This window comes from Natrinema sp. DC36 (genome assembly GCF_020405225.1).
In the GTDB taxonomy this organism is placed as follows: domain Archaea; phylum Halobacteriota; class Halobacteria; order Halobacteriales; family Natrialbaceae; genus Natrinema.
On the sequence record NZ_CP084473.1, the window covers coordinates 120,392 to 133,656 of the forward strand.

General features: G+C 54.9%; 7 protein-coding genes and 1 pseudogene. 5 read left to right on the top strand and 3 right to left on the bottom strand.

Annotation, left to right across the window (positions count from 1 at the left end; translation table 11 throughout):
* Positions 1–236: 236 nt before the first annotated feature.
* Together LDH74_RS21685 and LDH74_RS21690 are read left to right on the top strand one after the other, a co-directional pair.
* Entirely contained in the window at positions 237–3,941 is a 3,705-nt protein-coding gene (locus LDH74_RS21685; protein ID WP_226042835.1) for a glycoside hydrolase family 97 catalytic domain-containing protein, read from the top strand.
* Between the two features lie 482 nt (positions 3,942–4,423).
* The gene (locus LDH74_RS21690; RefSeq protein WP_226042836.1) at positions 4,424–5,188 is read left to right on the top strand and encodes a pirin family protein; all 765 of its coding nucleotides are present in this window, start codon (positions 4,424–4,426) and stop codon (positions 5,186–5,188) included.
* A gap of 252 nt (positions 5,189–5,440) precedes the next feature.
* Here LDH74_RS21690 and LDH74_RS21695 read toward each other — a convergent pair whose 3' ends face one another.
* Positions 5,441–5,653, bottom strand: a complete 213-nt coding sequence (locus LDH74_RS21695; protein ID WP_226042837.1) for a hypothetical protein — start codon at positions 5,651–5,653, stop codon at positions 5,441–5,443.
* Between the two features lie 144 nt (positions 5,654–5,797).
* Positions 5,798–6,607: a hypothetical protein gene (locus LDH74_RS21700; protein WP_226042838.1), complete on the bottom strand. Its 810-nt coding sequence runs from the start codon at positions 6,605–6,607 to the stop codon at positions 5,798–5,800.
* A 438-nt stretch (positions 6,608–7,045) separates the two neighbouring features.
* Between LDH74_RS21700 and LDH74_RS21705 the strand changes: the two genes are divergently transcribed.
* Positions 7,046–7,369, top strand: a complete 324-nt coding sequence (locus LDH74_RS21705; protein ID WP_226042839.1) for a metallophosphoesterase — start codon at positions 7,046–7,048, stop codon at positions 7,367–7,369.
* Between the two features lie 332 nt (positions 7,370–7,701).
* Here the strand turns inward: LDH74_RS21705 and LDH74_RS21710 are convergent, their stop codons facing one another.
* Positions 7,702–8,118 (bottom strand): hypothetical protein, encoded by a 417-nt coding sequence (locus LDH74_RS21710; RefSeq protein WP_226042874.1) that lies wholly within the window; start codon positions 8,116–8,118, stop codon positions 7,702–7,704.
* A gap of 2,246 nt (positions 8,119–10,364) precedes the next feature.
* On the opposite strand from LDH74_RS21710, the gene LDH74_RS21715 reads away from it, so the two are divergent.
* Positions 10,365–11,792 carry an orc1/cdc6 family replication initiation protein gene (locus LDH74_RS21715; RefSeq protein WP_226042840.1) on the top strand — a complete coding sequence of 476 codons (1,428 nt, stop codon included), beginning with the start codon at positions 10,365–10,367 and terminating at the stop codon, positions 11,790–11,792.
* Between the two features lie 285 nt (positions 11,793–12,077).
* Positions 12,078–12,703 (top strand): annotated as a pseudogene (locus LDH74_RS21720) (DDE-type integrase/transposase/recombinase).
* Positions 12,704–13,265 lie beyond the last annotated feature (562 nt).

Below are 13,265 nucleotides of genomic sequence, written 5' to 3' on the forward strand. Positions count from 1 at the left end.
TCCCAATGATTACGCGCGTTGCTGATTAACCAACACAGACGAATAGGCCACGTTTCGTTGGTTAACAGAATAATCTCCGTTCGAGAAGCGAGTCTCAGCGAGCCTTACCCCCTATGACCCTCAGACAGGATAGTTCTCCTCTTCGAGATGTCTGCGTCAAATAGAGAGTGAATATCACTTCAGGAAAAATACTACTATCGTAGTTAGATTTATAATTAAAGATATTCACAGGGCAGATGATGTCTGAGAACCACAATCAGGATTTGCCGGTGAATGTGAACCGGCGGGAGTTTGTCGGGATCACATCACTGCTAGCGGCGTCAGCCTTCTCGTTATCCGTGCCAGAGGCGGTCGCTGGACAAGTCACGAATAGTAATGATACGACCAAACAGACAGTTACCTCGCCGGATGATACCGTTGGAGTGACCGTCGACGTCGTAGATGGGTCGCCAACCTACAGCGTCGCCTATGACGGGACGACTGTCATTGACGATGCCGGCCTAGGCTTTGAATTCCAGAACCAGTCCGACTTCGGCGACGACGTCACTGTCACCGGCAGCGAGCGGACGACGGTTGACGAGACGTGGTCACCAGTCTGGGACCAGTACGACGAGATTCGGGAGCACTACGAGGAACTGCGTCTCGGCTTGGCCGAAGAGTCGGACGGTCGCGCACTAACGCTCGAGATCCGCGCGTTCAACGACGGTGTCGGATTCCGCTACGTGTTCCCGGAGGCAGGAGGCTTCGGCGATTTCGTCATTACAGCTGAACGAACCGAGTTCGCCTTCGCGGATGACTACACGTCTTGGTGGATCCCGAACGACTTCAACAGCTACGAATACACGTATACTGAGACGCCGGTAAGCGAAATCGGCAACCAGAGCGACTTCGGCGGTGCGCACACGCCGATCACGATGCAGGCCAATGATGACCTCTACATAAGCGTTCACGAGGCGGACCTCATCGACTATGGTGCGATGGCTGTCGAACCCTCCCAAGACGGAGGGACGACCTTTGAATCTGCGCTGGCGCCCCTTCCCGACGGGACGAAGGTTGCGGCGTCGGCACCCCACCGAACACCCTGGCGGACGATCCAACTGGGCGAGCGGCCGGGCGACCTCATTGAGTCGAATCTCATTGTCAACCTCAACGAGGACTACGATGCCGACGAGTTCCCGCAGGGCGTCGACTGGATCGAACCCCAGAAGTTCATCGGCGTCTGGTGGCTGATGATCACCGGCCGTGCCGACTGGGAGTACATGGGCTCCGAGACCGGCAACCACGGCGCCCAGACCGGGCGTGTCAAGCAGTACATGGACTTCGCTAGCGAGCACGATATCCCCGGCGTGCTCGTCGAAGGGTGGAACCAAGGCTGGTCGAGTTACCCCGACGGCGGTGGTGACGCGTTCGACTTCACCGAGCCCTATCCGGACTTCGACCTCCAGGCGGTGACCGACTACGGGTCGACCCTCGAGCCGCCGACCCAGATGACGATGCACAACGAGACGGCGGGCGGATTCCAGAACTACGAGTCCCAGATCGGCGATGCGTTCGGGCTGTACGACGACCTGGGCATTCACACGATCAAGAACGGCTACGTCAACGATGATGGGAACCTGTCCGGGGAGGGTCATAACCACCACAATCAGGTCATGGTCAACCATCACCACGTCGTCGCACAGACGGCGGCGGCGAACCGGCAGATGCTCGATATACACGAACCGGTCCACCCGACTGGCCGTCGTCGGACCTACCCGAACCTGATGACCAGTGAGGGTGTGTTCGGTCAGGAGTACGATTCCTTCGGCGATGTCCCGCCCGCACACCATGTCACCTTCCCGTTCACCCGGATGCTCGGTGGCCCCGTTGAGTACACGCCGGGAATCTTCGACATGGACTCGGGCTCGGGCGGCATCCAGACGACGCGGGCCAAGCAGCTCGCGATGTACCCGACGTACTTCAGCGGGCTGCAGATGGTCGCCGACTTGCCGAGCTCCTACCTTGCCGAACAGCCGGCGACGATCAGCGTCGGCGATGTCGCACAGGCTGAATGGGCCGAGCTTGATGGATTCGTGACGGCCGCCAGCTGGGCCAACGCGCAGGGCGAGCAGTACGTCGAGGTTGACCCCAACAGCGTCGCCGCCGGTTCGACGATCACGTGGGCCCTCGAGGATGTCAACGCCGGCGAGTACGAACTCCACCTGCGGTACGCTAGCGATGCAGAGGATAACGCCGTTCCGGCCGACGAGCCGCGTACGGCGACCGTTACAGTCGATGGAGAACCCGTAGCGGAGGTCACGTTCCCAACCACCGACTATTGGGATGTCTGGAACGGAGTCTCGACGACCGTCACTCTGGACGGCGACAGCGAAACCGTCGGCGTGGCGCTGACGGCGGACGACACCGGCGGGTTCAACCTCGATTCGGTTGCGCTCACGGAAACGGGTGAACCGATGCCCGAGCCGGAAACCGTGCCGATTCGAGGTCCGACCGTCGACGAGTTCCAGTTCATCGAGGATGTCCCAGCCAGCGGCTGGGATGACACCCGCGTCGTTGAGTCGGCCATCGGCGAGTACATGGTTACGGCACGGAAACAAGATGATGAGTGGTACGTCGGTGCGATGACCGACGAGAACGGCCGCGCGATCGACATCCCGCTCGACTTCCTCGATGACGCCCCTGGTAAACGGAAGGGCCACGAAAAGGGTTCTAGTAAGGGGAGGAGCCACCAAAAGCCGAACAGCAACGGCAAGGGGAAGGGACACAGCAAAGGGAAGTACGTCGCAGAAATCTACTCAGATGGTATCGAGGCTAGCTACGACGATACCCTCGAGCCGGTCCGCGTCGACAGAGCGATAGTCGACGCCGACACGACGCTGCTGGCATCGATGATAGAATCGGGCGGAACTGCTGTCCGACTGTACCCCGCCTCGTGGGAGGACGTCTCTGAGTTGCCGGCTTACGAGCATCCTACACAGGACGTCAGCGTCGACATCGCAGACGACGTGTTCATTCAAGAACCGTTCGTCGAAGCAACGGGGTCGAACCAGAGCGACTATATTGGCGGGCAAACCGTCGAACTGGTCGTCGACGGGGAGACAATCCGGACAGCGAACGTCCGCTTCCCGCCGAACGCGAGCGATGCGACCTACGAGTTCTCCTACAGCATCAACCAGCCTGGCACCTACGATATCGCAGTGCGGACGACCGACGGCGATACGTTAGCCACAGAGACGGTGACGGTCAGACCGCCGGAAACCATCGCTTCTCTCGATGACTCCGAGGGCGACGACCACGGACCCGGGACGTACACGTATCCCACTGCCGACGCATACCAGTCGGGTGCATTCGACCTCCGGTCGGTCTCCGTTGCACAGACGCCAAGTCTCGTGCAGTTCGAGTTCGAGGTGGAGAACCTCTACGACGTATGGGGCGGCCGCTTCTCGCCGCACCTGTTCGCCGTGTGGGTTAGCGACCCCAATGCGAGCGGTGGTACCACCGAAAGCCTCGACGATCTGGGGGCGAACGTTTCCTTCGAGAAATCTTGGCACTACCGCCTCCACGTTGGCGGGTGGTCCATGGCTGCCGTCGACGCCGGCGGCTCAGATCTGACCGGTGACGATGGAAGCACCATCAGTCCCCAGTCCACCGTCGACTTTGACGCCGATACGGTCACGCTGACTATCGATCGTGCCGCCTTCGACGGGACCGACCCCGCCGACTTAGAGGTGGTCGCAGGCGTCGGTTCGGCAGAGTACAGCGCCTTCCGCCCGGTACAGGAGACGGCAAGTGGCCACAGGTTCGGCGGTGCAAAAGCCGGTGCAGTAGATAATGCACCGCGACTCATCGACGTAACGACGCCCACGGACGTTTCCCAGAAGACAGCGCTCGGCTATTCCGCCGAGGAACGGGCAACCTTGCCATTCGTTTCCCTCGACTAGGGGTAGCTGAGTCATTCCCCTTTCACGGGATTTGACTACGGGCGAGCATAGGCTATTGAAGTCGAACGTCGCCGAGTGCTGTGGATGGAACCGTACCTGCAGTAAGGTTTATTCTCGGGCCGAGAAGGGTGGCCCGTCCCGATAGGGCCAGATTCACAGATGAGTCTGGAAGTCATCGACCGGCACAGTGAAGCACTGTTCGAGTTCCTCTGGTGTCCCGAGCCTGTCGGAGACAGTTCGGTCTCAGTCCGTAAAGTAGGATTATTAATGCTCGACCTTATTAGGACAAATCCGAATGCTGTATTTCGATAGGCTCAGATACTCAACCTACGGGCAGCAGCTGAAAGCGGACAGCGACGACGGGTCGCAAGCGTCGCTCGCCGGCGTGAACTCTACCAGACTGGACAACCAGCCCACCTAGAGTGTACATCGAAGACCGTCGCGCAGAAGCCATATAGCGGCTGAGGCACTACGACGTGGTAATGGATGATTCGCCCTCGGCACAGACTCAACGTTGTATCCACACGGCGCCGCGAACGGATGTCTCGCAGGATCAGGGCAAGTTCCGGATACACCTCAACTTCCCCGGTCGGGCCGTCCCCGACCACGACGATCACGGCTATGGGCCGCTGGCAACCGTCGTCGAGTCATTCATGGATCCGGGGACGCTGATCCGAATGCACCAGCACCGCAACGAAGATATCATCTCCTGGGTCCCCAACGGCGTAATGCGCCACGACGACCGCCAGGGCAATAACCTCGTTACTGACGCCGAACACCTGATGGTCATGAACGCCGGCAGCGGCTTCTGGCACGCCGAGGAGACGCTAGCAAACGACCCGCCGCTTCGAATGCTCCAGATCTTCGTCCGACCACACAGCCTCGATCTCGAGCCGGACATCCAACACGAGCCAATTCCCGATCCCGTCACGAACGAATGGCGGCACCTGTTCGGCCCCGAAGGGACCGACGCCCCGCTGTTTGTCCGCAACGATGTCGACTTCTACGATTGCCGCCTCACCGCCGGCGCCACGACTACGCTGCCGTCCCGGTCGGATTGGGATACCTATCTATACGTCTTTGATGGCGTCATCGACGTTGGCGAGGAGTCCCTCGGGTACACCGAGAGCGCACTCGTGACTGGCGATAGCGACGTAACCGTCACCGCAACCGAGGACTCCACCATCGTCGCGTTTACCATCAACCCTGACGCCCCGATCACGCGCCAAGGCACGATTGGCCGCTGAGACACCGGCAAGCGAGCCCCGGTGATGTTTTTTTGTCCACCTGAGAAGGTGAGGGCTTCATCAAGCACTCTCACAGTTAGATGATTTCCGTGAACCAACAGCAGACAACGGGCGATGTATCGATCGACGATATTCTAGTCAATCACCCGTTGGCTTGCCTGCGAGCATCCGCCGACGAAACCACTAGTCGTGTTGAAAGCGGCTCACTGGTGGCGGTATCTATTGAGGGTCTTCTCCTCGATATAAGACTGCTCACTGGCCTTCAGCAGTCGCCTTAATTTCCACCTCGCAGTTCCAACCAAGATCTCCGTGTTTTTCATCCTTTGAGCCAGAGATATGACCTTTGATGCTTCTGATAGAGTCTGATGAATAGTTGTGACATATCGGACAGGGGTATTTCCCGCTGTTAACAGTCGAATCGCTCATGACTTCTTCAAAGTCAGGCCGTGAATCTTGTGAGATCATACACGTTGTGTTGTGATCGAGATTGCTAATAACCCTCTGCCAATTCCATAGAGGCCTCTAGACGGCTATCTCCTAGGTAATCTTCTAGTGCTCAACTCGCAGAGCCACCGTGGTTCGCCTGAAGATTTCACTCGGACTGAGCCATCAGGGTGTCGACGACTTCGGTCTAAGCTTATCTGAGGTGAACTCTGCGATGATCGGTGCGTGATCGCTATACTCGAGTCCTGTCTCATCGTAGAAGCAATCGTTTGGGTTGAGAATTTCTGACGCGATGACGTGGTCAAACCGCTTCCCAGAAAGAGGCCCCTTTTCGCCAGTTGGATGGCTGATATCTAATATGTCAAGTGTACCATAGCCGTGGATTGCTCGAAAGACATCGACCATCCCGACCGTGTCCAGTTCTGTCAGAATGTTGCGTTCGGCGTTTTTCCAACGTTCCGAGAGAGCATCGTTTCGTTCATCTCGCCAGGGAATAACCTCTCCATCGGCCGTTTCGTCCTGAGGCGCATTGAAATCGCCGGCCAAGATTCGAGGCCTATCACCTTGCGCGAGAATCCGGTTATAAATGTTCTCGAGAATTTTTATTTTCTCCTCGCCGTACATGCTCCCAGGTACCGTCCGAATGTTCCAGAGATCGAGAGTAAAATCACCGTGGTCAACTTCCGCGTTGAGAATCTTCTCGGGGAAGTTGGTGTCCCAGTGCTTCAAATCTGAATCTCCAAATGGGGCATCTCGGATACTGGGTGATTGCCGCTGTAGATTCTGGAGGTCGCTTTCCGAATGGACTGCGATGAGATTTCCATTCACCCCATTAAAGTCTTGAAATGGCGGAACATCTATTTCGTCCAGTTGTCGCGACCAATCTAACGTGTCCACAATCTCCGTGTATCCTCCAGTGTCTCTCAGCTCTTCATGCCAGAGTTCCCGACGATCGGTCGTGACTTCGTTCAGCATTACCAAGTCAGGGCAGTCAGCAGTCTCAACGAGATACCCAATCTGACCGGAGATTCGGTCTGTTGATCCTTATGGTGGAAATGCTCCTTGTACGTTCCAAGATAGTACATCCATACTTGATGCTCCTCGAACATGCTAATAAGTATCAACCCCACATAGTAGTTTTATATCTTTCAGAAGATGCTGTCGACGAGTACTCGACAGACAGAATCTGATCGCTCTAAACGGTATCTATGGCAAAATTGAGTAGTAAGTAGTACGCAAACGAACCTCCAACACCAGCGCTACTTGGAAAGTTCTACAGGCCATCGTCGTTCTTTAGCACGGCACGATCGTATATCTGCAGGCGCGGTATTGAGCACATGAATTGTTTTCTAAAATTGACAACTACTCAGCCTCTTTTACATTTATATATGCAGAGCTATCTGTGCACCCAACATGGCTGAAATTCGACTATTTCGTATCAGTGACATTCACCTCGGAAAGCGTCAATACGGCTCAGATATTCGCCGTGACGGCTTTGTAGACACATTCGAGCGAACGATTGAACTCGCGGTCGAACGTGACGTCGATGCCGTAATCCACACCCGTGACCTGTTCGATGATCCTGTGCCACCACTTCCGACGGTCATGCGTTGCGCTGATGCACTCGAGCCGCTCAAGGAGCGCAACATTCCGTTCTACGGGATCGTAGGGAACCACGGAGACGACCAGTGGCTCGATCTCCTCTGTCGTACGAACGCCGTGACCCGACTTAACTGAGAGCCGACAGTCGTCGGTGATGTGGCGCTCTACGGTATCGATGCGGTCCGTCCAAGCGTCTGGGATACGGCAGACTTCGAACTCGAAGCACGACCGGAGGACACAGAATATTCGATTCTCTGTATGCACGAATTGCTCGAGCCCCTGCAGAAGGTATCGTCGCCAACTACCCCGTCGAGGATGTCCTCGAGCGGGTAAACGTTGACCTCGATGGCCTCGCACTCGGCGATCTCCACCAGCCAAAGAGCGCACACGTCGATGGTACAGATATCTGGTACGCGAGTGCGACAGAGCGCTATGCCAAGAATCAAGAAGAGATGGGATTCGTCCAGTTACTTGAAATCGACGACGGTGACCTCACTCGCCGCCAACTCGAACTCGAGACGCGCCCGTGGTCGGTGTTTCATATCGCGTTCGGCGAGGATGATAGTGTAGGCTATGTCCAAGACGTGATCGACCGACGCGACCTTGACGATGCTGTCGCAAAGATTGAACTCACTGGTGAGCGCTTGCGACGACGTTCCGAAGTTTGTCCAGACCGCCCGCCGCGTCCTCAAGCGCGACGACCTCACCCTCAAGCACGCCGGGAGATCGCCGAGACGCTCTCGACTTGAGCGATGCCGTTCGAGGTTGAATCCGAGATTATTGTCGATACCGATTAGAAGATACGAATCACTCCATGTCGTGAGGCCAGTTTTCACCTTGGTCCGGGTGATTTGGAGACCGATATCGGAACCCAGAGAGATCATTCGAATATGTTACCCAATCACCGTTCCTAACATGTTCCATAGCACAGCGGTCGCTCCCGCAGTCAACTACTATCCGGTATTCTTTCCCTTGTTTTGAGGAAAGGTAGACCTCCACTCTGTTTTGTGAACGATCCGGATCCGTTTTGTCACTTCGAGAAATTCGTTCAATATACCCAATAGAGAACGGTTCCACTCGCCTAAGTGTATAGAGACTTCCACCCTCTTCGATACCTGCGAGATCATCATACATTTCCTGAGGGATCTTCGGATGATTGGCTTTCATTGTGCACTAGTCGCATTCGACTTATTATACTTAAACAGCAGTCCTGATTCTGGGTTGTTATTCCAGTGAGAGGGGTCAGAAAACGGAATCAAGAGCAATTTTCGACTGTTTGGTCCCGCGGTGATCGCCACCGCCGTGCCACCGGAGCAGCGGGAGATCTCTCGAGTTGTCGTATTGTTCTCGTCTGCTGTCTTTGCTTCGTGGGAGTACATACACAGCGGCTAGAGACTCGACTCCTCAAGTGGGTAACCACCGTCTGCGATCAACCTCCGCAAGTAGCAAACGCCGGTGGCCGAGTTCCTCAATCTTGACATCGGCCGGGCGCTGGGAGATACCATAGATCTCAAGTCCGTGTTTCCGGCTGCGCTTGCTGATCTTGATCAGCATCTGGCCCGTCTCGTTCAACCTGCCGCCCTCAGGAATGTACTTAGATGCTAAACTCAGTCAGTGTGACAGCGATGAGACGGTCATCTCTGTATTCGAATATCAGTCAGCCCCGGCACTGACCGCTTGAGCACATATAATTGTAGTATGACGGCCAGAACACTAACGAGAAATTACCGAGCAAGATTGGTGTCCCGCTATTTCTAACAGGAATATCTCCCAATACTATAAGTGACTAGCCATACACAATCAAAATGGAAGCTGCGCTCCACGTCGCCGCGGGGGTATGCGTTGAAATGCCCCGGGTGCTGAGACACCCGAAGCGTGGCTTCCAGCCGAGAGGCTCGAAAGCCATGTTTCGCTTACTTCTGGCGGGATATAAACGTCCCGCACGAGAGTCGTATCGCACTCGAGTAGCCGTCGACTCCAACAGTCACCGCTCGAGGTGGCTATGAGAGAGAAGCGACAGTCAGAAGAGGACGGAGAGTGGTCGCTGCCGTCGTGTCCGCATTGTGGGAAAGCGGTGATGCTAGTCTACACACGCGGTCCGATGGACCATATCGCGTCGCCGTGTGGCTGTCGAGTAGCATCACCAGATCTCTGAGGAAGACTCGACCATCGACGCGGTTGAGACTGCCATTCCGCATATTTTGGATCGGCGGGACGAAGGCAAGCAGCATCGAGGACTATCTCTAATTGGACTCAACAATCAATTGGCTGGTTGCATCGTTCTTGCAAAGGAGGGCTTCTAACAGAGGGGGTTCGGACACCCCTCTATCGATGTGTTCCTGCGAGATTGTCTCTTACATGTCGAAGCGGCTCTTCGAGAAGATTGGATCAAACAGTGGAATTGATGTCAGATGGAGGTTGATTCTCAAGAGTAAGCGAAACTAGCTGCCAGGACACACACCATTATCGAAGTGTGTCTTGACAGTTGCTTTGGATGGTATTCTCTCCGAAAGGGGAGGAACAATCTGACTGAAACCTACTCAAGAGTAGGACGGCACAGACACCCCTCTATCGATGTGTTTTCACTGTGGGTGTGGAGCCGATAAAACGACGAATGACTGGAAGACTCGAGGCTTCTGACCAAGAATTGAGGCCGGTAACCGATGAGAATTACATAAAGACAGCCTGAGAGGGATCATTTGCTGTTCGCTGTTTTCGAAGGGGATTCAGGAAGGTCACGATCAAGGTGCAGAACATATCGAACACTTCGATAGGGGTGTGTGTGAGTGTTGTTCTAGAAAGCTAGAAGAAGAGAAAGAGAAATACTGGAATGAATTACACCGATTTCCTAACCAATCGGCTCTCTTCTGCGAGATCTTGCGTTACCATCGCTCTCGCATATTCGATCCCGTCGATTGACCCCCTCCCCTTCGAGGCTTCGAACACATCGATAGAGGGGTGTCTGTCTCAACACCCACCTCTCTCATAACACATCGTCGGCCGCCTTTACTACCTCGAGGGATCGCCGTCTCAACCGGGTTAAATCGTCGGATATCATCCGTCTAATCGGAGAAATACACATCGACAAAGGTGGGGAACACTTTTGGTCCCACCCTGTATGGGTCACCGTATGGATGACTTCGAGGATCCTCGAGATGAGGCGGGGACATCGAAGGACGAAACGATAGAGGAGGACATTTCCTCATTCGAGTCTTCTGCGCCCGAGACATCTTCATCCTCGAGTAACCCGTCGTCGACCACTGATTCACAGTCAATCGAGGATATGTTGCTGGAGTTCGACCAGCAAGAGGGACTCATTCGTGATCGGTCGCTCCTCGATCCGAATCACATCGTCGAAGAGGATCGAATCGTCGGTCGCGATGAACAACTCCAAGAGGTTACGAAGATGCTCCGCGTCGCTCTCGGTGACAACCGTCCGCCGAATCTCTTTCTCTATGGTCCCTCGGGGACCGGTAAATCCCTCATCACCAAAGCCGTCTGCAAGAACATTAGCGCTATCTGCGAATCGCGTGACATCCGGTTCGGGACGATCGAAGTCAACTGCCAGGATCTCGACACCCTCGGCGTTGCAGTCTACGAACTAGCGAGTCGCGCTGCGGACGAAGCTCTCGTCGAGGTCGAGGTTCCGAAACACGGTGTCGCGACGAAAGAAAAGTGGGACGAGCTCTATCGGATCGTTAACGAGAACTTCGATTCTGCAGTATTCGTCCTTGATGAACTCGATATGCTTGTGGGTCGACGAGACAAACAGGAGCCGGCGTTCTCCCGCCTCCTCTATCAACTGTCTCGAGCCGGCGCAAATAACGAACTCACTGCGCACGTCTCAGTCGTCGCGATCTCTAACGATACGAAGATGATGGAGTCCGTGGGGAGTCGGGCCCTGAGCTCCTTCACCCCCGAAGACGTCCACTTCGACGATTACGATGCAAATCAGTTGCAGTCGATTCTTCGTCGTCGCCAAGACGCCTTTTACGACGACGTTCTCGACGAGGACGTCATTCCGCTGGCGGCTGCTTTCGCAGCGCAGACCCACGGCGATGCTCGCAAAGCGATCGATCTCATGCGCGTCGCCGGTGAGCTCGCTGAACGCGAAGGCGACGAAGACGTTCGTGAAGCGCACGTCCGTGAGGCGCAGGACAAAGTCGAGAAAAACCGCGTCCTCGAGGTCGTTCGAGGCATCAGCACACAGAAGAAGCTTTGTCTCTATGCGACGGCAGCTGTCGCTGCCGAAACGGACGATGAATCCGCCCGTAGCACGACCGGCTACAGGGTGTATCAGTTCCTCACTGACGCAATCGAGGCCGACCAATATCACCAGGAGACCTACGTTAACAAGATGAAGGAGATGACGACGTACTCCCTCGTCGACTTCGAACGACGAAGCCACGGTCCGAGCTCTGGGATGTTCCTCGAGTTCCAGTTCGGCGAGCGTCCCGAGACCATCCTCGAAACACTTCGCGAGGACTCGCGCATCGACATGGTCTCCGGGAACGAAGTATCGACCGTCGTCAAAGCACAGGTTCGAAACGAGAACTGAGCTTCCCGTACTCTCGAAAGTCACCCGTTTGGATGATACACCACACACCTCTATCGATGTGTAATCGATCGAGAGCAGGTGTGTAGATTGGAATTTCTGGCGCTGTATTCGTATCGACGTTTGGAGGACTTCTTCACCTATCACTCCATATATAACCTACTGACTCTCTCAGGTGCTGCAATACTACACGGTGATCACCACACCTCTATCGAAGTGTCCACACACCTCTATCGAAGTGTTTTCAGTCGTCTCTAGTGGGATACTCTACAACATCGGAAGGATGGGATTTTTCGCTTGTTCGGAGTTGAACGGTCTCATCAAGCAATCTAGTACTGGGTACGTCGGCTAGCTGACACCGTTCCAGACTCGCCGACATCCACGAGAGCGAAACTCTCGTGCTACTCATCAGAATGCAAAGCGTTCTGAGGACGGCGAAGCCGGCATGGGTCGACAATGATAAAACTACTGTCAATATCAATAACAACTGGTCTTGGGCATATACTGCAATCAACCTAAACTCGCGGTTGGTTCTTGATGTCGAAGTATTCGGACGATGAGGCACCGATCTAGCTGCTGCGTTCCTGTATAAGTTGACGGAAAAATACGATCTCTTCGAGACGGTGTTTCTCGTCGATAGATACGATTATTTGACTGTCCTCTCTCGACTGGGAGTGAGCGTTCAGTTCAATTACGTTGATCGAAGCCTGATCGAACAGTGGTTTCATACCTTCCAGATGCGCGTTGACCGCTTCCGTAATTCGTGGGTAGGCAGTCGGGCGAACGTGAGAGAATAACTTGAACAGTTTGTACACTACTACAACCCACAACGATCGTACCAATCACTTAACAGACAGATAGACAGACAGACGCCAGCGATGGTGCACGGTACGCGAAACGGTACGCGAGTTTGAAAATCGACGAGGGACGAGGATCGTCCCGCAACTCGCTGAGGCTAATTCCAACTTTTCGAATACTCCATTTCGGAACGCCTGAATCCGAGCCGAGAGGGGCATTCCTCTGAGGAGAGGACATCAGCTACCCTTCTCTTTACACCCATATGTATGTATAGTATAGCGATAAATCGCAAATTCGAGCAACAGCGAAGAATCGTCTCAGTTCTCTCGAAACGAGGGATGGGGGTGAAATCGGGACCGGGAAACTAGCTGTGAGAGCAACGACCTCGTTTTCGTGGGAGTGTCTTTCGGCACCGCTGAATGCGCTGTTTTCACCGAACAGCCCTTTGTTAATTCATAATTCTCTCCCGAAATCGCTGAAATAGCGCCAAATGTATTTCGACTGGTTCAAAAACCGAGGCTGCCATCGCTTTGAAGAAGTCCGACACTACGCTCTCGTCGAATCTGTTGTTTGTTTTCTATTCGGTGGTGCGGGGGATTTGACCGTGTTCTGATCCAGTTGTTCGAATTGGTTGGTCACGATCGTTCGTTTGCAGTAGTCTTCCATACCCGAATTTTT

What these genes read in the sequence shown, in the direction of transcription:
- LDH74_RS21695 (WP_226042837.1), bottom strand. Translation starts at nt 5,653, where the DNA reads ATGATCTCACAAGATTCACGGCCTGACTTTGAAGAAGTCATGAGCGAT.
- LDH74_RS21690 (WP_226042836.1), top strand. Translation starts at nt 4,424, where the DNA reads ATGGATGATTCGCCCTCGGCACAGACTCAACGTTGTATCCACACGGCG.
- LDH74_RS21705 (WP_226042839.1), top strand. Translation starts at nt 7,046, where the DNA reads ATGGCTGAAATTCGACTATTTCGTATCAGTGACATTCACCTCGGAAAG.
- LDH74_RS21685 (WP_226042835.1), top strand. Translation starts at nt 237, where the DNA reads ATGATGTCTGAGAACCACAATCAGGATTTGCCGGTGAATGTGAACCGG.
- LDH74_RS21700 (WP_226042838.1), bottom strand. Translation starts at nt 6,607, where the DNA reads ATGCTGAACGAAGTCACGACCGATCGTCGGGAACTCTGGCATGAAGAG.
- LDH74_RS21710 (WP_226042874.1), bottom strand. Translation starts at nt 8,118, where the DNA reads ATGATCTCTCTGGGTTCCGATATCGGTCTCCAAATCACCCGGACCAAG.
- LDH74_RS21715 (WP_226042840.1), top strand. Translation starts at nt 10,365, where the DNA reads ATGGATGACTTCGAGGATCCTCGAGATGAGGCGGGGACATCGAAGGAC.